We start from the raw sequence: 19,625 nt of genomic DNA on the forward strand, positions 1-19,625 counted from the left end.
CTACAGGCCGTGGCGCCGGTAGATCTGCTGGTAGGTGCCGTCAGCGCGCATTTCGCCGATGGCGCGGTTGAAGTCGTTGACGATCTGCCGGTGCTGCGGATGGCTGCGCCGCACCAGGATGTGCAGGCCGCTCTCGGTCAGCGGTAACGGCAGGAACTCCAGGGCATCACGAATCTCGCGCAGGTCGCGGTTGAGGTGGTACTGCGCCACCAGTTCGTCCTCCAGGGTCAGCTGCACGCGCCCGGCCGCGAGCATGCGCGCGCCCATGCCGAACTCCAGCACCGGCACCTTGGTCAGGGTCGTATCCTGGTCGAATTCCGGCGAGTAGCTGTAGCCGCGCACCACGGCGATGCTGAACGGACGCAGGTCGGCCAGGCTGGTGTAGATCGGCGGCAGGCCCTTGCGTCGCATGAAGCGGATGCGGTTGACCAGATACGGCTCGGAGAACAGCGCGTAGCGCGTGCGGTCCTCGCTGAACCAGGCAGCCACGGTGACGTCGTAGTCGCCCTGCTCCATGCCGCGCAGCACACGGGCCCAGGGCACTTCGACGAATTCGGTGGTGTAGCCGGAACGGCGCAGCGCAGTATCGACCAGGTCCACCGCCAGGCCGTTGTTGGGCAACGCCTGGCTGGTGAACGGCGGCCAGGCATCACCCACCATGCGCAGGTGTTCGCCGCTGGCCTGACCGCAGGCGAGCGCCGTCAGCAGTAGCGCGAGACAGCGAATTCCGTTCATTACCCGACTTCCACTACCCAGGGGTGTTGTAAGACTAGTCAGAGTTGGCCACCCTCTGTGCACCATCCAGCGGGAATGCCCGAACACGCCCCGACGGCAGCGGCACGCGCGCTACTGTCGCGGCAGGATCGGTCGCTAGAATGGTGCCTTGGCGACGCTTGCCGCCGTCTTTCGCTAGACCCGTTCTTTTCTGTTTCGGTTCGGCCTATCTGCCCAACCCTGATCCGGCGAGTAGCCCGTCACCCATGTCCTCATCGCTGAACCATACCCTGCGCCGCCTCTGGGCCCGCGAAAAATTCACCTACGGCATTCGCGTGTTCATCGCCCTCGCCGGCTCGATGGCGCTGTGCTGGTACCTGGACCGCATCGCCTTCGTCATTCCGCTGTTCCTCGGCTGCATCGCCAGCGCCCTGGCGGAAAGCGACGATCACTGGCGCGGCCGCCTGCAGGCGCTGCTGGTAACCCTGGTGTGCTTCGCCGCCACCGCCTGTGCCGTGCAATTACTGTTCCCCATGCCCTGGCTGTTCGGTGCCGGCCTGGCACTGGCCGCCTTCGCCATGACCCTGCTCGGCGGCATCGGCGAGCGCTATGCCGCGGTGGCGCAGGCCACGCTGATTCTGGCGATCTACACGGCCATCGGCCTGGAACACCGCGGCGGCGCCATGGGCAGCTTCTGGCAGGAGCCACTGCTGCTTATTTCCGGTGCAGCCTGGTACGGCCTGCTCGCGGTGATCTGGAGTGCGCTGTTCAGCCAGCAGCCGGTGCAGCAGGCCCTGGCGCGGGTGTTCGTCGAGCTGGGCGCCTATCTGCGCCTGAAGGCCTCGCTGTTCGAGCCGGTACGCCAGCTCGACATCGAGCAGCGTCGCCTGGAGCTGGCGCGGCAGAACGGCCAGGTGGTGACCGCGCTGAACCAGGCCAAGGAAATCATCCTCAACCGCATGAGCCGCAAGCGCAGCGGGCAGAAGACCAACCGCTACCTCAAGCTGTACTTCATCGCCCAAGACATCCATGAACGCGCCAGCTCCTCGCACTACCCGTACAACGCCTTGGCCGATGCCTTCTTCCACAGCGACGTGATGTTCCGCTGCGGCCGCCTGCTCAGCCAGCAGGGCAAGGCCTGCCAGGCACTCGGCCGGGCCATTCGCCTGCGCCAGCCGTTCGACTACGCCGACAACAGCCAGGCCATGACCGACCTGCACGCCTCGCTGGACTACCTGCGCGAGCAGCAGAACCCGGCCTGGCGCCGCCTGCTGCGCTCGCTCGGGGCGCTGGCCGGCAACCTCACCACCCTGGAACTGAAGCTGGCCAGCGCCAGCAACCCCGACGCGTTGGCCGACGAACAGGACAGCACCCTGCTTGACCGCTCCCCGCAAAGCTTCAAGGACGCCTTCGACCGCCTGCGCCAGCACTTCACCCCGACCAGCCTGGTGTTCCGCCACGCCCTGCGCCTGTCGCTGGCGCTGGCCGCCGGCTACTGCCTGCTGCACTGGATCCACCCGCAGCAGGGCTACTGGATTCTTCTCACCACCCTGTTCGTCTGCCGCCCCAGCTACGGCGCCACGCGCCTGCGCCTGGTGCAGCGGGTAGCCGGTACGCTGGTCGGCCTGATGCTCGGCTGGGCGCTGATCACCCTGTTCCCCGAGCCGCTGCTGCAGTCGTTGTTCGCCGTGCTCGCCGGGGTGGCGTTCTTCATCAACCGGGTCGACCGCTATACCCTGGCGACCACCGCCATGACCCTGGTGGTGATGCTCTGCTTCAACCAGATCAGCGACGCCTACGCACTGTTCTGGCCGCGCCTGGTGGATACTGCGCTGGGCACGCTGATCGCCGGCCTGGCGGTGTTCTTCGTGCTGCCGGACTGGCAGGGGCGCAAGCTCAACCAGGTGCTGGCCAACACCCTGAGCAGCAACAGCCGCTACCTGCTGCAGATCATGCAGCAGTACGAGTCCGGCAAGCGCGACGACCTCAGCTACCGCCTGGCCCGACGCAACGCGCACAACGCCGACGCGGCGCTGTCGACCACCCTGTCGAACATGCTCATGGAGCCCGGCCATTTCCGTAAGGATGCCGAGACCGGCTTCCGCTTCCTGGTCCTGTCGCACACCCTGCTCAGCTACCTGTCCGGCCTCGGTGCGCACCGCGAAAGCCTGCCCGACGATGCCAGCGATGCCCTCCACGACCGCGCCGTGGCGCATATCAGCGCGAGCCTGGAGAGCATCGCCGCCAGCCTGCAGAACAATCAGCCGGTGGCGGTGCATGACGAACTCGACCAGAGCCTGGCCGAGGAGCTGGAGCAGATTCCCGAGGAAATCGACGAGGGCCACCGCCTGGTGCAGATGCAGCTCGGCCTGATCTGCCGCCAGCTGGCGCCGCTGCGCACCCTGGTCGCGCACCTGCAGAAGCGCCTGCCGGAACCGGCGAAGATCGCCTGATCGTAAATGGCAGGTCGTTTTGATCGTTCCCACGCTCCGCGTGGGCACCATCAACCCCTGGCAGCCATCCCCCCTACAACAACCTTTGCCCGACGATAGCGCGCAAGCCCCACCAATGCTTTCCGCTAGAATGCGCGCCTTCTGCGATCAACCGAGGTTCTGCCCGTGTCCTTCTCTCCGGTCATCATCATTGGCGCCGGCGCCGCCGGCCTGATGTGCGCGGCGCAGGCCGCCGCGCGTGGGCGCCAGGTGCTGCTGCTGGACCACGCCAACAAGGCCGGCAAGAAGATCCTCATGTCCGGCGGCGGGCGCTGCAACTTCACCAACCTGTACGTCGAGCCGGGCAACTTCCTCTCGCACAACGCGCACTTCTGCAAATCGGCGCTGGCGCGCTACACCCAGTGGGACTTCATCGGCCTGGTGGCCAAGCACGGCGTGCCGTACCACGAGAAGAAGCTCGGCCAGCTGTTCTGCGACAACAAGTCCAGCGACATCCTCGAACTGCTGCTCAGCGAGTGCCGCGACGGCGGCGTCGACCTGCGCCTGGAGACCAACGTCACGCAGATCGACAAGACGGACGCCGGCTACCACCTGACCACCAGCGCCGGCAGCTTCGACTGCGAGTCCCTGGTGATCGCCAGCGGCGGCCTGTCGATTCCCACCCTTGGCGCCAGCGGCTTCGGCTATCAGGTCGCGCGCCAGTTCGGCCACACGCTGCTGCCGACCCGCGCCGGCCTGGTGCCGTTCACCATCACCGAGCCGCAGCTCAAGGCGCTGTGCACGGAGCTGTCCGGCACCTCGGTGGAAGACTGCGTGGTGAGCTGCAACGGGCAGAGTTTCAAGGAGAACATCCTGTTCACCCACCGCGGCCTGTCGGGCCCGGCGATCCTGCAGATCTCCTCGTACTGGCAGCCGGGCGATGCCATCAGCATCAACCTGCTGCCGCACCTCGACCTGCCCGAGTGGCTGGCCACGCAACAGCGTGAGCGGCCGAACAGCGAGCTGAAGACCCTGCTCGCCGAGCTGTTCACCAAGAAGATGGCCGGGCTGCTGGCCGAGCAGTGGTTTGCCTCCAGGCCGCTGCGCCAATACACCCCCGCCGAACTGAACGAGGTCGCCGCCCAGCTGGCCGACTGGACCTTGGTGCCGGCCGGCACCGAGGGCTACCGCACCGCGGAAGTCACCCTCGGCGGCGTGGACACCCGCGAGGTGTCGTCGAAGACCATGGAGTCGCAGAAATCACCGGGGCTGTACTTCATCGGCGAGGTGCTGGATGTCAGCGGCCACCTCGGCGGTTTCAATTTCCAGTGGGCCTGGGCCTCGGCCCACGCGGCGGCGCAATACGTGTGAAAACGGCCGAAGTTGCGGCAAAAAGATACAGATTCTCGGCTACCGCTGGCCAGGCCATCTAGCACTCTGCCACTATTCGGGCTCCGCGCCAGGAGGGCGCGAAGCTCCCTGAGTGCTCCAATGTCACGCCCGGCCTCTCTGCGCGCATCCCCTGTCCTGCTGCTTCTCGCGGCGCTCTTGCTCACCTGCCTGACGATCCAGCCGGTGCGGGCCGCCCTGCTGCTCGACGATCATGCCGAGGCCGTCGACCTGTATGGCCAGGTCGACTACCTGATCGACGCCGAAGGCACCCTGCAGTTGCAGGACATGGACGCCGCCAGCGCGCGCTTCCAGAGCAGCACCACGCAGCGCGACCTGGGTTTCGGTTACCGCCATGGCGCCATCTGGCTGCGCCTGCAGGTCGAGTCCCGGGCCACGCACAGCCGTGACTGGCGCCTGGCCTTCACCTACCCGTCGCTGGATCTGCTGGAGTACTACAACGTCGGCAGCGACGGCGTGGCCGTTGGCCGCTCCGGGGACATGGTGCCCTATGCCGAACGCAGCATCGGCAACCGCGACCTGGTGTTCAGCCTGCGCCTGCTGCCTGGTGAGCGCCGCACCCTGTACCTGCGCGCCAGTTCGGAAGGCAGCATGACCCTCAGCGGCGCGCTCTGGCCGGAGCGCGCCTTCGAGCAGCACAGCGCCAACGGCTATGTAGTGCACGCGCTCTACTGCGGCATTCTGCTCGCCCTCGGTCTGTACAACCTGCTGCTGTTCGTCGCCCTGCGCGAGCGGCCATTCCTCAACTACGTGCTGTTCATGCTCGCCTTCGGCCTCAGCGTGCTCTCGCTCAACGGCCTCGGCGCGCAGTACCTGTGGCCGCATGCCCAGCCCTGGAGCAACCGCATGCTGCCGGTCAGCCTGACCCTGGCGGCGCTGCTGTCCGCGGTGTTCGCCCGCAGTTTCCTCGACACCCGGCAATGGCTGCCACGCTGGGACGCCATCCTGCGCCTGCTCTGCGTGGCGACAGCCGTGGCGGTGCTGGCGACTATCGTGCTGCCGGTGCAGCGTGCGCTGCAGACCATGTCCCTGAGCGGCCTGGTGGTCACCGTGATGTTGCTGATCACCGGTTTCCTCTGCGTGCGCTACCGTGTGCCGGGCGCGCGCCTGTTCGTGCTCGCCTGGCTCATGCTGCTCAGCGGTGCCGTGCTGCTGGCGCTGCGCAACTTCGCCATGATCCCCTCGAACTTCATCACCGTGCACGCCATGCAGATCGGCTCGGCCCTGGAGATGATCCTGCTCTCCTTCGCCCTCGCCGCGCGCTTCAACGCGCACAAGCGGCAGAAGGAGGAGGAACTGCAGCGCCATGAGAAGGAACTGGAGCAACGCGTTGCCGAACGCACCGAGGCACTGGAAGAAGCCAACCAGCGCCTGCGCAACCTGGCCCTGAAAGACCCGCTGACCGGCCTGGCCAACCGCACCGCCCTGCAACAGCAGCTGGAGCTGGCGATTCGCCGCTCGCAGCGGCGCCAGGAGCTGCTCGCGGTGATGCTGATCGACCTCGACGGCTTCAAGCCGATCAACGACCAGCACGGCCACGGCCTTGGCGACCTGGTGCTGGCCGAGATCGCTCAGCGCCTGCTGCAGCACGCGCGCGAAACCGACCTGCCGGCGCGCCTGGGTGGCGATGAGTTCGTCCTGATCGGCGAGACCATCCAGTCCGCCGAGCACGCCGTACAGCTGGCCGAACGTCTGCTTGCACGCATCGCCGAGCCGATCGAGCTGGAGGGCCTGAGCCTGAGCGTCGGCGCCAGCATCGGCATCGCCCTCAGCCACGGCGAGGAAGACGGCACCACGCTGATCCGCCGTGCCGACGCGGCGATGTACGCGGCCAAGGCCGGCGGGCGCAACCGCGTCTACCTGCTACCGCAAAACGACTGAGTGCCGCTCAGGGCCTGGGCAGCAGCGTGATGAAGCGCTTCGCCCAGGTGTGCACATCCCCCGGCCAGCGCGCCGACACGTAATTGCCATCCTGCACCACCCACGCCGGACGCTCGTCCTGCGCGGTGTCGCGGTGCAGGCCGCTGGTCTTGTGCCAGAACGCCGGTGCCTCTTTCGGCACATCGAGGAAATCCGCCGGGCTGGCCAGCAAGCGGCTGACTTCACCCTGCACGCTCATGTAGCCCGCTGGCTGGTCGGGCGCCTCCGGGTAGGTGCGGTAGTAGTCGCGGTTCCACCAGCGACCGTAGAAACGGGTCAGGTCCCAGGCGGTCTTTTCCAGAGCCCAGGTCAGCGCGGTGGTCTTGCGCCCGTGCAGCACCGAACGGCCATCCGCCGTCTTGCTCCGCGCCACCAGCAGCACGCCATGGCAGACCGCCGCCACGGGTTTGTCGGCGGCGAAGAAGGCCGCGACGAAGGTCTGCAGGTCCGCGCTGTCGAGGTAGGCACGCATGCCGCGCGCCCAGTGTCCGCCCGGAATCAGCAGGCCGGCGAAATCCTCCACGCGCAGGCGCTCGTGGCGTAGCGGCTGGCGGTAGTCGGGGTCGGCAAGCATCTGCGCGCAGGCCTCGCGCGCGTCACGCCGGGCGCGCAGCAGCAGGCCGAGCAGCTTGAGCTTGCGCAGGCCGGGAATCAGCCCCCAGGGGTCGAGTCCTTCGCCCGTCATCATCACCGGGTCCGGCGTCGCCGGCAGGCCATCCGGGGTGGCGAAACACACGCGGTAGCCGGCATCACGCAACTGGCGCCAGGCCAGGGCGGCTTCGCTTGGGTCATAGTCGCGGCTTGGCAGGGGGATGACGACGCAGGGAGCAGGCATGGTGGGCCTCACGGGGTTGGGAGAGCGGACCATAGCAGTTCGTCACCGCCCTCACCCTGGCCCAACGTGCCAGCCGTCAGGGCCAGGGCTGCCAGTACGGCGTCTCGGCGAACGCCGCGCCGAGGCGCCGGTATTCGCCGCTGACCTTGAGCACGCGCAGCGCCGCACTCAGGCGCGGCTCCACTGCGTCGCCCCGGGCGCCCTTGGCCACCAGCCAGTTCGCCGGGTAGTCGGGGAACGGCACGCCGCGCAGTTCGGCACGCAGGCCAAGGCGGTCGATCTCCCGCTCGACGCTGGCGGGGGCGAACACGTAGCCCTGGATGCGCCCGCGGGCGAGCTTCTCCAGGCTGCTCTGCACGCTGCTGCTGGGCACAGCTGGGAAACCCAGCGCCTGCGTGTGGGCGCGATCGGTCTCGATGCGATAGGGATAACCCAGGCCGCCGAGGCGTGGCTGCGGGCCAATGATCTTTTCCAGCTGATCGCGGCGCCAGCTCTGCCCGAGCAGAGGAGCGAAGCGCGCCTGCTGTTCGGCACTCAGGCCGATGCCGGCCAACTGCGCACGGGTCAGCCGCCACTCCGAGGCCAGCACCGCCTCGGCGTCGAGGGTCTGCTGGCGGCGGGTGTAAAGGGCGAAGCGCACGCTGCCCAGCGCCTCGCCGCCGTAGTGCAGGCCTTCGGGAACATTCTCGACCAGGCCGACGTAAGGCATCTGCAGGTGAGCGGCGCCCTGCTGGGTCAGCAGGATAGAGCGGGCGAACGGCATCACCCGCGGCTCCAGGCGCACGCCATCCAGCTCACGGTCCAGTGCGGCGATCAGTTGCAGCAGCGGGCCCTGGCCATCGGCCTCGGCCAGGCCGGGCACATGGGCGACCGCCACCACCCAGGTTTCCTCCGCCGCCAGCGCCGCGGTGCAGCCGAACCCGGCGGACAGGGCCAGCACCGCCCCGTGCAGCCAGGCGGCCCGGGGCGAACGATGCGGCGTGCCGCGAATAGAACCTTGGTTCGGCAAATGCGATTCCTCGTCTTGTCACCAGCAGTGTAGGTGGCCATTGCCAGCCTGCCGCACGCTACCACTGGACTTCCCTGAGCGCGCGCCGGCCTCTACCATCGCCTTCTTTTCCGTTCAGCCAGACCTTCCCATGCCGCTCACCTGGATCTGCAAGCACCACACCGACCTGAGCAAGGACGAACTGTACGCCGTACTCGCCCTGCGTACCCAGGTATTCGTCGTCGAACAGCGCTGCCCGTACCAGGAAGTCGACGGCCTCGACCTGCTCGGCGACACCTGCCACCTGCTGGCCGAGCGCGACGGCGAGCTAGTCGCCTACCTGCGCCTGCTCGACCCGCAGCGGCACGCCGGCGACGTGGTCATCGGGCGCGTGGTGACCGCCGCCTCGGCGCGTGGCAGCGGCCTTGGCCACGAGCTGATGGAGCGCGCCCTGCAGGCCTGCGCCGAGCGTTGGCCCGGCCTGCCGGTGTACCTCTCGGCCCAGGCGCACCTGCAGGGCTACTACGGCCGCTACGGGTTCGCCAGCGTCACCGAGGTCTACCTGGAAGACGACATCCCGCACATCGGCATGCGCCGCAGCAGCACCCATCCATGAACAAGCAGCAGCTTCAACAGCAGGTCTGCGCCTGCCTGGAGGCCGACCTGGCCCTGGCCATCCGCGCCGCGCAGGCGGCGCACCAGGCGGCTACCGACGAAGAGAGCAAGGCCGAGAACAAGTACGACACCCGTGGCCTGGAGGCTTCCTACCTGGCCGCCGGGCAGTCGCGGCGGATCGAGGAAATCCGTCAGACCCTGGCCGCCTGGCGCAACCTGCAGATGCGCGAGTTCGACGAGACGCTGGGCATCCAGCTTGGCGCACTGGTCTGGCTGCAGGCTGCCGACGGGCGCCGCCAGTGCCTGCTCCTCGGCCCGGATGGCGCCGGCCTGAAACTGCCCGGCGACGCTGACGAAATCATGCTGATCACCCCGCGTGCACCGCTCGGCCAGCAGCTGCTCGGACTCGGCGTGGGTGATGAGGTGAGCGCCGGCAAGGAGCGCTGGGAAATCCTGCGCGCGCACTAGCGCTACCTGCGCGCCGCAGAGGTCAGGGAATCTCCACACTCAACTGCCCGGCCAGGCGCGCCAGTTCGCCGCTGCTGACCATGCGCCGAAAGCTGCGGTCGAACTGCTCGCGCAGGGCGACATGGGCAACGTCACGCGGGAAGGCGAAATAGCCCTGCTGCCTGTCGATCGGCGGCTCAAGCTGGATGAGCTGCTCGCCCAGCTGCAACGCGGCCAGGTGCGGCCGGGTATTGCGCTGGTTGGTCGCCAGCAGCTCGATGCGCCCGACCATCAGCATGCGCAGGCCGTTGGGCACGCTTTCCACCACATCCAGCTGCATCCCCGTGCGCGCCACCTCGAAGCGCGAGCCGTAGATCCAGCCGCGGATCACCGCGATGCGATGCGCACGCAGGCTGGCAAAGTCGCCATTCCAACTCAGCCGGGACTGGCGCCGGGCGTAGAAGACGATACGGTCCTGGTAGAACGGCTCGGCGGAAAAGGCGAAGCGCTGTTCGCGCTCGGCGGTGCGATAGGGGCCGATGAGAATATCCGCCTGCCCTTGCTCGACCATGCGCTGAGCCCGCGCCCAGGGGTAGATCTCGAAGCGCAGGTGGCCCTGCAGATCGCTCTCCAGCTGGCGCAGTATGGCGGGGGCCAAGCCGGTGAACTGGCCGGACTCGCCAAGCTCGAACACCTGCGGAAAAGCGGCGCCCACCACCAGCCAGTCACGCGCCTGCAGCGGCGTGCAGCACAACAGGAGCAGCAAACCGGCCAGCAGCGTGGAGCGCATGCACCTGTGCCTCGTCAGGAAGTTGCGGAGTTTTTTTCAGCCTAGCCCAGCGCCATGGGTACACCGCCGCAGGGCACTCGCACAAGCTCAGACCGGCTCAGCGGTATCGCCGAGCAGATAGGCATCGAAGCCGAGCTGGTTGAGCAGGTGCACCGCCAGCTCGCTGCGGATGCCGCCTTCCGGGGTGACCACGTAGCACGTGTCGCGCGCCAGGGTGTCGGCGTGGGTACGCAGGTTGGCGATGGGCAGGTTGAGGCTGCCCAGCGCGTGGCCCTGGCGGTACTCCAGCGCCAGGCGCACATCCAGCAGCAGGCTCTTGCGCTCGCCCATCTGCGCGAACTGCGCCCGGCTCAGGCGCGGAATCAGGCTTGGCCGTACCAGCTCGACGAACAGCTCGCGGCCCAGTCGCGCCAGCTCGCCATCTTCGAGCATGGTCACGCTGGCCGAGCGCACGGCGCCGCTGACCAGCGCCTCCTCGCCGAAGAAATCGCCGACCTGGAGGATCTGCGTCGGCTGCTCGCGGTAGGCCTGCGGCAGGCTGACCCGCGCCCTTCCGCGCTTGATCACGTAGAAGTGCTCGCCAGGCTCACCGTAGCGCACCACCGCCTCGCCGGCCGGCACCTGCAGGTAGTCGAAGCGCGCCAGCAGCGCATGCAGGTGCGATGGCGCCAGGCGGCCGAACAACGGCGTGCTGAGCAGCCGCGCCAACCAGTCGTCATCGTCCTCACCCGATGCCTGGGCCTGATCGGCGCCGAGGCTGCTGACCTCATAGGCCGCGCTCTGGCTCCAGCCGAGCAGGCGCTCGAGCAGCTGGTGCTCGACGGCGAACAGGCTGACGTCGGTGAGCGCCTTCACCGACGCCGGATTGGGTTGCTCGCCATTGAGCGGCATGTGCGCCTGCGGCGAGCCGCCCTCGAAACTCTGCTTGGCGTTGCCGGTGTCGATGCCGACCTTGCCGCTGATCAGGTAGTACTGCGCCAGCGAACGCTCGCCCTTCTTCAGTAGCAAGGTGCCCGCCGGGCGCTGCAGGTACTTGATGCTGCCGTGCAGCTGCTCACGGTAGGCCGGCGTGAGGAAATCCATCGGGCTGAAGCTGGCCAGCTGTGCGAGGGTCAGCGGTGTGCTGCTCATGACGATCTCCTCCGTCCGTGTGGTGGCGTACACGCGGGCACCAGGCCCGTCTACTTGCATAGACCGACAAAGCCGCCCGCACGCTCAATGAGTTGTGCACAAACCGCGGGGATGCTTCTGTGGATAACCTCAGGATGACTGGCTACAGCCTTTGGCTTGCGCGGCCTGCGCCGGCCTGGTCATTTTTTGTCCGTGGGCTGCAGGCGCCAGGTGAAGTGCACTGAGGCGAGCAGGGATGTCGCATTGGCGCCAATGAACAGGCCGGCCAGAAACAGGCCGAAGGTGTCGTCCGGCTGCAGACGATCGACGGCGAACGCCACCAGCGCCAGCACGCCAAGCAGCTGCAACGAGCTCCAACTGTAGAACAGCCCGCGCCATCTGCCGGCAACCAGCAGGTAGCTCACCAGCGGTGCATTGATGATCGTCAGAATGACGATGGCAGCCCCGCTGGAATACTCGGATTGCCTGACCAACAGCGCGCCACTCAGCAGCCCCATCAATGATGAATAGCCCAGGCTGAGCCACTTGTAGAACCGATAGCCCCGCGGCGGCGACGGACGCGGCGGCTTGGCGTCCTGACCGCTGAGGGGTGTCGCATAGGGATTGATCTCGTCCATGAGTCCCTCGTCTAGGGTGTAGGCAGCTCGCGCCAGGTCAGGTACACGCGCAGGTCGAACTCCAGCTGGTGGTAGTCCGGCAACATGTGCCGGCACAGCTGGTAGAACGCCTTGTTATGGTCGGATTCCTTCAGGTGCGCCAGCTCGTGCACCACGATCATCTGCAGGAATTCCGGCGCTGCCTCGCGAAACAGCGCGGCCACGCGGATTTCCTTCTTCGCCTTGAGCTTGCCGCCCTGCACCCGCGACACCGCCGTGTGCAGGCCGAGCGCGCGGTGGGTGAGGTCGAGGCGGTTGTCGAACAGCACCTTGTCGATGTTCGGCGCGTTGCGCAGGTGCTCCTGCTTGAGCGCCACGGTGTAGGCGTACAGCGCCTTGTCGCTCTGGATCTGGTGGCGATTCGGGTAGCGCTTTTCCAGGTACTCGCCCAGGCGCTCGCCGGCGATCATCTCGCGGACCTGCTCCTGCAGGTGCGGCGGGTAGGCCTGGAGGTATTTGAGCGGGATCATGCAACGGCTGCCGAGAGAAATCAGGGCGCCAGTTTACTGCAAGCCCTGGCCAACCGAAGCCTGCCCTGACGAGACGAAAAAGCCCGCACGAGGGCGGGCTTTTCCGAGATGGGGCGCGCGCTCAACGCACCTTGAAACGGTTCACCAGTTCGACCAGGCGACGGTTGGAGGCCAGCAACGCATCGGTGCTGCGGTCCGCCTGCTGCCCGCCGACCACCAGGTCGTCGACCATGTGGCGGATGGCGACCATGTTCTGGTTGATCTCCTCGGTCACCGCGCTCTGCTCCTCGGCAGCCGTGGCGATCTGCGCGCTGAGGTCGTGGATGCGCCCGACCGAGGTGGCCATGTCATCGAGGCCGACGTTGACCCGCGCGGTCTTGTCGGCGGTCGCCTGGCAGCTGCTCTTGGTCTTCTCCATCGCCTGCACCGCCGAGCTCACGCCCTGCTGCAGGCGATTGAGCATTTCGTTGATCTCCGAGGTGCTCTGCTGGGTGCGCCCGGCCAGCGCGCGCACCTCGTCGGCGACCACGGCAAAGCCGCGGCCCTGCTCACCAGCACGTGCCGCCTCGATGGCCGCGTTGAGCGCCAGCAGGTTGGTCTGCCCGGCGATCTCGCCGATCACCCCGAGCACGTCGTTGATACGCTGGGCATCCTGCTGCATGTCCTGCACCCGCGCGGTGGCGCTTTCAACTTCGTCGACCAGCGCCAGCACGCTGGCCGATGCCTCGGCGACGACCACCTTGGAGCGCTCGGCGTTCTCGTTGGCGTCACGGGTGAAGCTGGCGGTCTCCGTCGCGCTCTGCGCCACGGTGTCGGCGGTGGAACTCATCTCGGTGATCGCGGTGACGGCCTGATCGGTTTCCGAGGCGTGGCGGGTCAGTACCTCGTTGGTCTGCCGCGATTGTTGCTGCAGCTGCGCCAGCTCATCGGCGATCTGTGCCGAGGCCTGGGTGACATCGGCGATCATGGTCTGCAGGTAGGCGATGAAGCGGTTCACCGAACTGCCCACAGCGTCCATCTCGTCCTCGCCCTTCAGCGCGATGCGCCGCGTCAGGTCGGCGTCGCCGGCCGACAGCGCGTCGATGTTGCCACGCAGGGTGTGCAGGCGCTGGATCAGCTTGCCAATGGCGAACAGCATCACCAGCAGGAGGATCAGGGTCAGCGGGATCTGCAGCCAGGCCAGGGCCTTGAGCACGTCGTTGCTGTTCTCGCTGAGCCGCTGGGTCGGCAGGGCGGTGGCGAGCAACCACGGCGTGCCTTCGATCGGCTGCAGGAAGAAGGTCCAGGCTTCGCCCTCCTCGTTCTCGAACTCGTGCTTGACCAGCGCGCTGCTGCCCAGCTGACGCAAGCTGTCCTGGATCTCGCCGAGGAATGGCGATTGCCCGGCCAGGTCGGCGACCTTCTTCAGCACGATCTCGCCGCCGATGCGCGACTGATTGCTGAGGATCTTGCCGTCCGGCTCGACGATCATCACCTGGCCCTGGATTTCCTTCTCCTTCTCGGCGACCAGGGTATTGAAGAAGCCCAGGGTCACGTCGATGGTCGATACGCCATAGGCCGCGCCGTCCTTGAAGATGGCCATGGCGCAGTTGGTGCGTGGCTGCGCGCTGGCGTCGTCCTTGTAGGCCAGGGCCCAGGCGCAGTGCCCGCGCGGCGCCTGCATGCCGTCACGGTGCCACGGCTGGTCGTAGTAGTTGGGCGCCTGCTCGGAGTTCCAGAAGGTGTTGACCTTGAGCTGGCCCGACTCGTCGCGGTGGTAGAAGGTGCTGTGCTTGTTCTGTTCCGAACGTTTCTGCGCCAACGGCCAGATGCCGCCGCCGAAGACCTTGGCGTCACCGTACTGGTCGACCAGGCCGGGCAGCACACGGTCGATGGTGTCGCTGTCGAGCAACGGGATGGTCTGGGTGATGCTGCGCGATTGCGCCTCGACCTTGGCCAGCTCGACACGGATGGTATCGGCGATGGTGCCGACCCGGGTCAGTACCAGCTGCTCTTCGGAGGCTTTCAGTTTCGGCGTGATGAAGTGGCGGATACCTTCTTCGGTCAGGACGAAAATGATGGCAATGAACACGACAAAAATAACGGTATAGCGGGCCTTAATTGTTTTAAGCGAACGCATGTCCACTCCTGGCTCTCGATCTGCGAATTGTCTGGTGGGGCCCTTGCGGCCGCTCACCCTCGACCGGCATTGCTGCCGGACGCCACCCTGCGGTAGCTGACGCCCCCTGCGTCATCTGCTGGCATCCCTCCCTGATGCCACTCTGCCACTGTATCGGTCGGCCCGCCTACTGCTTGATGCAAATGCCGCCAGACATGGCAACCAGCAGACGAACGTCAGGCACGGACGTGCCAGCTGGACGCATGGCCCGTCCAGAAAGGGAGTTTTTGCATTGCGGCAGCGCATGAAATGACAAACCAGAGTTGGCTCCACGACCACGGCTGAGGCACTGTCCGGGGACGGGCGGCAGCCCGGTGCATAGCAGTCATTCAACCCGCTCCCGAGCGACGTGCCCGAGGGTCCGAGCGATGCCACATTTCCTCCCTGGCGGCGTGCTGCTGAGCTGCCTCTGTCTGCTCAGCCTGCCGAGCCAGGCCATGTCGCGGCTCTACGATGGCGAGGCCGAGGTCTGGAGCACCGACCAGGCCCTCTGCTTCGGCGCGCGCACCTTCAAATCAGCCGGACTGTTTCTCAACCGCACGCTCAGGGTCGACCGGCAACGCGTGGTGATCCACGGCGTGGAGGTCAACGGAGCCGGCCCGGCGCTGTACTGGAGCATGAGCGCCGACGAGCCGGAGGACGGACTGCCGATCAATAGCAGCACCTGCATCGCCTACGGCCAGCAGCCGGGCGGCTTTGCCTCGCGGTAGCGCGCCGCGCCACTGGCAGACGGCCTGTACAGCGTGATGTTGTACGGCAGCGACCGTAAAAGCGGCAACCGCGCGCGGTTCTACAAGCAGTTCTGTGTGCAGCGCAGCGGCGACCGAATGGCCGTGGCAGATGCCTATTACGACGAAGGGCTGCAGCGCTGGCGCTGCCCGCAGTAGCGCGCAGATGCCGAATGCCGCGCAAGAAAAAGCCCCGCCAGGGCGGGGCTTCTCTTGCAGCGTCGCGGCTTAGTTGACCTTGGCGGCCAGCTCGCCCTTGGCGTAGCGCAGGTACATGCCTTCGAGGGAGACCGGTTTGATCTTCGAGGCGTTGCCGGCGGTGCCGAAGGCTTCGTAGCGGGCGATGCAGATGTCACGCATGGCCACGATGGTCTTGGCGAAGAACTTGCGCGGGTCGAACTCACTAGGCTGCTCGGCCATCATGCGGCGGATCGCGCCGGTGGAAGCCAGGCGCAGGTCAGTGTCGATGTTCACTTTGCGCACGCCGTGCTTGATGCCTTCGACGATCTCTTCGACCGGCACGCCGTAGGTTTCCTTGATGTCGCCGCCGAACTCGTTGATCACCTTCAGCCACTCTTGCGGCACCGAGGAGGAGCCGTGCATCACCAGGTGGGTGTTGGGGATGCGCTTGTGGATTTCCTTGATGCGCTCGATGGAGAGCACGTCGCCGGTTGGCGGCTTGGTGAACTTGTAGGCGCCGTGGCTGGTGCCGATGGCGATGGCCAGGGCATCGACCTGGGTGCGCTTGACGAAGTCGGCAGCCTCTTCCGGATCGGTCAGCAGTTGGCTGTGATCCAGCACGCCTTCGGCGCCAACGCCGTCTTCTTCACCGGCCATGCCGGTTTCCAGGCTACCCAGGCAGCCCAGCTCGCCTTCCACGGACACGCCGCAGGCGTGGGCGAATGCCACGGTCTGCTGGGTCACGCGGACGTTGTATTCGTAGTCGGCCGGGGTCTTGCCGTCTTCCTTCAGCGAGCCGTCCATCATCACCGAGCTGAAGCCCAGCTGGATCGAGCGCTGGCACACGTCAGGGCTGGTGCCGTGGTCCTGGTGCATGCACACCGGGATGTGCGGGAATTCTTCGATGGCGGCCAGGATCAGGTGGCGCAGGAACGGCGCGCCGGCGTATTTGCGGGCACCGGCCGAAGCCTGGACGATCACCGGGGAGTCGGTTTTATCAGCCGCTTCCATGATCGCGCGCATCTGCTCGAGGTTGTTGACGTTGAAGGCCGGCACGCCGTAGCCGAATTCGGCGGCGTGGTCGAGCATCTGGCGCATGCTGATGAGTGCCATGGTTTTCCTGTCTCCCGGTTGGAGGGTTGATCGTGCAAGCCTGCCGCAGGGGCGGGCACTGTTCAAGCTCTAAGAACGCAGCAACGCTACGCACTCAACCCATGCACGCAGGCATGGGGTCAATTCTGCTGGCCTGTTACTCGGCCTTGCATCCACGGCCGATCAGATCATCGTCCGCCACGCGGTACACCAGCCCCTCCTCACCCTTGGTGTGGAAGGCCAGCAGACCGTCGCTGTACAACGCGCCAGAGCCGGCGGGCTCGAGCGTCAGGCGGTGGACGATATCGTCACCCCCCAAACGCAGGTCGACCACCTCGCGGCTGCCGTCGGCGAAACGCCACAGCACTTCGGCCTGGCTGTCGCAGACCCAACGTGTCCAGTCGTCGCTCGGCGCCGGGTCGGCCGCACAGCCGGCCAGCGCCACAACGCCGATCAGCGCGGTGAGCGCCGCTGTCATCCGGTAGTGCATATCAGCTCCTTCGCGGCGCGCCGGCTCGGCGCTCCTGGGTCAGGGGCAGTTCTGCTGGCCCTGGGCACCCGAAACGGTCGGGTCGCCACTGCTCTGCGCCTCGACGCGCTGATCGTCCTGCGTGGTCGGCAGAATGATCTGCGGCGGGCTCAGCACATCGCAGGTGCTGGGGGCCGAACCACCCGTGCTGCAGCCGGCAACACCGGCACACAGCACAAACACAATCGCTAGGTTACGCATGACACCACTCCTTTTCTCCGGGTCCTGTGCAAGTGACCACGGCGAGCGGAGATTGGTTTTAGCGAAACGTCGCGGCTTACTTGGCGCGCTGCTCCAGCACGTCCACGGCCGGCAGGACCTTGCCCTCGACGAACTCGAGGAACGCACCGCCACCGGTGGAGATATAGCTGATCTGCTCACCGACGCCGTATTTGTCGATGGCGGCCAGGGTGTCACCACCGCCGGCGATGGAGAACGCCGGGCTTTCGGCGATGGCCTGGGCCAGAACCTTCGTGCCGTTGCCGAACTGGTCGAATTCGAACACGCCGACCGGGCCGTTCCACAGGATGGTTTTCGACGACTTGAGCAGCTCGGCGAACTGCGCCGCGGTTTGCGGGCCGATGTCGAGGATCATGTCGTCTTCAGCCACATCGGCTACCAGCTTGACGGTGGCTTCGGCGTCTTCGGCGAAGGCCTTGGCCACCACCACGTCGACCGGCAGCGGCACGCTGACCTTGGCCGCGATGGCCTTGGCGGTGTCGATCAGGTCGGCTTCGTACAGCGACTTGCCGACCGGGAAACCGGCGGCAGCGAGGAAGGTGTTGGCAATGCCGCCGCCGACGATCAGCTGGTCGCAGACCTGGCTCAGGCTGTTCAGCACGTCGAGCTTGGTCGACACCTTGGAGCCGGCGACGATCGCGGCCATCGGCTTGGCCGGGTTACCCAGGGCCTTGCCCAGGGCCTCCAGCTCGGCCGCCAGCAGCGGACCGGCCGCAGCGACCTTGGCGAACTTGGCCACGCCGTGGGTCGAGCCCTCAGCGCGGTGAGCGGTGCCGAAGGCGTCCATCACGAACACGTCGCACAGGGCGGCGTATTGCTGGGCCAGCTCGTCGGCATTCTTCTTCTCGCCCTTGTTGAAGCGCACGTTCTCGAACAACACGATGTCGCCCGCCGCGACCTCGACGCCGCCGAGGTACTCGGCCACCAGCGGCACTTCACGGCCCAGGGCCTTGCTCAGGTACTCGGCCACCGGTTTGAGGCTGTTCTCGGCGCTGAATTCACCCTCGGTCGGACGCCCCAGGTGCGAGCAGACCATGACCGCCGCGCCTTTCTCCAATGCCAGCTTGATGGTCGGCAGGGACGCCAGGATACGCGCATCACTCTTCACCACGCCGTCCTTCACCGGGACGTTGAGGTCTTCGCGGATCAGTACGCGCTTACCCTTGAGGTCGAGGTCGGTCATCTTCAACACGGTCATGGTGCAGTCCTTCACAAGCTTGATTGGTTGGAAACAGCAGAAACGTCGAGGAAATGTTGGGCAACGTCGAGCATACGGTTGGCAAAACCCCACTCATTGTCGAACCAGGCGAGCAAATTGACCAGCCTCGGGCCGGACACGCGAGTCTGGCTGCCATCGACGATCGCCGAATGCGCGTCGTGGTTGAAGTCGCAGCTGGCGTGCGGCAGCTCGGTGTAGGCCAGCAAGCCCTTGAGCGGGCCGGCGCTGGCCGCCTCGCGCAGCACGCGGTTGATTTCCTCGGCCGAGGTATCGCGCGCGGTCTGCAGGGTGATGTCCAGGCACGACACGTTCACCGTCGGCACACGAATGGCTTTGGCCTGAATGCGCCCGGCAAGTTCCGGAAGCAGGCGCTCGATGCCGCGCGCCAGACCGGTGGACACCGGAATCACCGACTGGAAGGCCGAGCGCGTGCGGCGCAGGTCTTCATGGTGGTAGGCGTCGATCACCGGTTGGTCGTTCATCGCCGAGTGGATCGTGGTGATCGAAGCGTATTCCAGGCCCACCGCTTCGTTGAGCAGCTTGAGCAGCGGCACCCCGCAGTTGGTGGTGCAGGAGGCGTTCGACACCAGCTTCTCGCGGCCGCTCAGCTGCTGCTGGTTGACCCCGTAGACGATGGTGGCGTCGATGTCCGCCTCGCTGGCCATCGGCTGCGAGAACAGCACGCGCGGTGCACCGGCAGCGAGAAAGCGCTCGGCATCACCGCGACTGGTGTACTGGCCGGAACACTCGAGCACCAGGTCGATGTCCAGCGCGGCCCAGTCGATACCTTCCGGCTCGCGCTGGCGCAGTACCTTCACGCAGTCGCCATTGATGTGCAGGCAGTCGCCGTCGACGCTGACCTCGCCGGGAAAGCGCCCGTGGGTCGAGTCGAAGCGGGTCAGGTACTCGATGCTGGCCTGATCGGCGAGATCGTTCAGCGCCACGATCTCGAAGCCCGCCGCCGCGCCACGCTCGTGCAGCGCGCGGAGCACGCATCGGCCGATGCGGCCGTAGCCGTTGAGGGCAACTTTGTAGGGGCGATGGGCCATGGCGGTCTCTAATTCGGTCTCC

General features: G+C 66.6%; 20 protein-coding genes and 1 pseudogene. 7 read left to right on the forward strand and 14 right to left on the reverse strand.

The genetic code is table 11. From position 1 onward, the window contains the following. Window positions 1-735 (reverse strand): substrate-binding periplasmic protein, encoded by a 735-nt coding sequence (locus IB229_RS08125; RefSeq protein ID WP_192326722.1) that lies wholly within the window; start codon window positions 733-735, stop codon window positions 1-3. A 245-nt stretch (window positions 736-980) separates the two neighbouring features. Here IB229_RS08125 and yccS point away from each other — a divergent pair, with 245 nt between their 5' ends. From yccS to IB229_RS08140, 3 genes are all read left to right on the forward strand, one after another. After that, on the forward strand, window positions 981-3,167 hold the full coding sequence (gene yccS, locus IB229_RS08130; protein ID WP_192326724.1) for a YccS family putative transporter: 2,187 nt from the start codon (window positions 981-983) through the stop codon (window positions 3,165-3,167). A 165-nt stretch (window positions 3,168-3,332) separates the two neighbouring features. Continuing rightward, on the forward strand, window positions 3,333-4,517 hold the full coding sequence (locus IB229_RS08135; protein WP_192326726.1) for an NAD(P)/FAD-dependent oxidoreductase: 1,185 nt from the start codon (window positions 3,333-3,335) through the stop codon (window positions 4,515-4,517). Window positions 4,518-4,694: 177 nt separating this feature from the next. Then, window positions 4,695-6,437, forward strand: coding sequence for a 7TM diverse intracellular signaling domain-containing protein (locus IB229_RS08140; RefSeq protein ID WP_225578936.1), 1,743 nt, complete (start codon window positions 4,695-4,697; stop codon window positions 6,435-6,437). A 7-nt stretch (window positions 6,438-6,444) separates the two neighbouring features. On the opposite strand, the gene IB229_RS08145 is transcribed toward IB229_RS08140, so the two are convergent. Together IB229_RS08145 and IB229_RS08150 are read right to left on the reverse strand one after the other, a co-directional pair. Then, window positions 6,445-7,311, reverse strand: a complete 867-nt coding sequence (locus tag IB229_RS08145; protein WP_192326738.1) for a type 1 glutamine amidotransferase domain-containing protein — start codon at window positions 7,309-7,311, stop codon at window positions 6,445-6,447. 76 nt (window positions 7,312-7,387) lie between these two features. Then, the gene (locus IB229_RS08150; RefSeq protein ID WP_192326740.1) at window positions 7,388-8,320 is read right to left on the reverse strand and encodes a hypothetical protein; all 933 of its coding nucleotides are present in this window, start codon (window positions 8,318-8,320) and stop codon (window positions 7,388-7,390) included. Between the two features lie 130 nt (window positions 8,321-8,450). On the opposite strand from IB229_RS08150, the gene IB229_RS08155 reads away from it, so the two are divergent. Together IB229_RS08155 and IB229_RS08160 are read left to right on the forward strand one after the other, a co-directional pair. Beyond that, on the forward strand, window positions 8,451-8,915 hold the full coding sequence (locus IB229_RS08155; RefSeq protein ID WP_192326742.1) for a GNAT family N-acetyltransferase: 465 nt from the start codon (window positions 8,451-8,453) through the stop codon (window positions 8,913-8,915). Continuing rightward, complete coding sequence (locus IB229_RS08160; RefSeq protein WP_192326744.1) at window positions 8,912-9,382, forward strand: transcription elongation factor GreAB; 471 nt, start codon at window positions 8,912-8,914, stop codon at window positions 9,380-9,382. The genes IB229_RS08155 and IB229_RS08160 overlap by 4 nt, the downstream gene beginning before the upstream one ends. Before the next feature lie 22 nt (window positions 9,383-9,404). Here IB229_RS08160 and IB229_RS08165 read toward each other — a convergent pair whose 3' ends face one another. The 6 genes and pseudogenes from IB229_RS08165 to IB229_RS22225 form a co-directional block, all read right to left on the reverse strand. Then, entirely contained in the window at window positions 9,405-10,151 is a 747-nt protein-coding gene (locus IB229_RS08165) for a substrate-binding periplasmic protein (RefSeq protein WP_192326747.1), read from the reverse strand. 87 nt (window positions 10,152-10,238) lie between these two features. Next, the gene (locus IB229_RS08170; protein WP_192326749.1) at window positions 10,239-11,282 is read right to left on the reverse strand and encodes a cyclic nucleotide-binding domain-containing protein; all 1,044 of its coding nucleotides are present in this window, start codon (window positions 11,280-11,282) and stop codon (window positions 10,239-10,241) included. A gap of 179 nt (window positions 11,283-11,461) precedes the next feature. Then, entirely contained in the window at window positions 11,462-11,899 is a 438-nt protein-coding gene (locus tag IB229_RS08175) for a hypothetical protein (protein WP_192326751.1), read from the reverse strand. An 11-nt stretch (window positions 11,900-11,910) separates the two neighbouring features. Continuing rightward, on the reverse strand, window positions 11,911-12,408 hold the full coding sequence (locus IB229_RS08180) for a M48 family metallopeptidase (RefSeq protein WP_192326753.1): 498 nt from the start codon (window positions 12,406-12,408) through the stop codon (window positions 11,911-11,913). A 121-nt stretch (window positions 12,409-12,529) separates the two neighbouring features. Then, the gene (locus IB229_RS22220) at window positions 12,530-13,375 is read right to left on the reverse strand and encodes a methyl-accepting chemotaxis protein (protein WP_412547791.1); all 846 of its coding nucleotides are present in this window, start codon (window positions 13,373-13,375) and stop codon (window positions 12,530-12,532) included. A 15-nt stretch (window positions 13,376-13,390) separates the two neighbouring features. After that, window positions 13,391-14,527: pseudogene (locus IB229_RS22225) on the reverse strand (cache and HAMP domain-containing protein); the annotation flags it as partial. A gap of 407 nt (window positions 14,528-14,934) precedes the next feature. On the opposite strand from IB229_RS22225, the gene IB229_RS08190 reads away from it, so the two are divergent. Together IB229_RS08190 and IB229_RS08195 are read left to right on the forward strand one after the other, a co-directional pair. Further along, window positions 14,935-15,276 carry a hypothetical protein gene (locus tag IB229_RS08190; protein ID WP_192326757.1) on the forward strand — a complete coding sequence of 114 codons (342 nt, stop codon included), beginning with the start codon at window positions 14,935-14,937 and terminating at the stop codon, window positions 15,274-15,276. 36 nt (window positions 15,277-15,312) lie between these two features. Beyond that, on the forward strand, window positions 15,313-15,453 hold the full coding sequence (locus tag IB229_RS08195; protein ID WP_192326759.1) for a hypothetical protein: 141 nt from the start codon (window positions 15,313-15,315) through the stop codon (window positions 15,451-15,453). Window positions 15,454-15,522: 69 nt separating this feature from the next. On the opposite strand, the gene fba is transcribed toward IB229_RS08195, so the two are convergent. From fba to epd, 5 genes are all read right to left on the reverse strand, one after another. Beyond that, window positions 15,523-16,587, reverse strand: a complete 1,065-nt coding sequence (fba, locus tag IB229_RS08200) for a class II fructose-bisphosphate aldolase (RefSeq protein WP_192326761.1) — start codon at window positions 16,585-16,587, stop codon at window positions 15,523-15,525. A 136-nt stretch (window positions 16,588-16,723) separates the two neighbouring features. Further along, window positions 16,724-17,056, reverse strand: a complete 333-nt coding sequence (locus IB229_RS08205) for an MliC family protein (protein ID WP_412547776.1) — start codon at window positions 17,054-17,056, stop codon at window positions 16,724-16,726. Between the two features lie 39 nt (window positions 17,057-17,095). Then, window positions 17,096-17,296 carry a hypothetical protein gene (locus IB229_RS08210; RefSeq protein WP_192326762.1) on the reverse strand — a complete coding sequence of 67 codons (201 nt, stop codon included), beginning with the start codon at window positions 17,294-17,296 and terminating at the stop codon, window positions 17,096-17,098. A gap of 76 nt (window positions 17,297-17,372) precedes the next feature. After that, a complete protein-coding gene (locus tag IB229_RS08215) occupies window positions 17,373-18,533 on the reverse strand; it encodes a phosphoglycerate kinase (protein WP_192326764.1) in 1,161 nt (386 codons plus the stop codon). Between the two features lie 11 nt (window positions 18,534-18,544). After that, complete coding sequence (gene epd, locus IB229_RS08220; RefSeq protein ID WP_192326766.1) at window positions 18,545-19,603, reverse strand: erythrose-4-phosphate dehydrogenase; 1,059 nt, start codon at window positions 19,601-19,603, stop codon at window positions 18,545-18,547. Window positions 19,604-19,625: the final 22 nt, after the last annotated feature.

This window comes from Pseudomonas sp. PDM14 (assembly GCF_014851905.1).
Lineage (GTDB): Bacteria > Pseudomonadota > Gammaproteobacteria > Pseudomonadales > Pseudomonadaceae > Aquipseudomonas.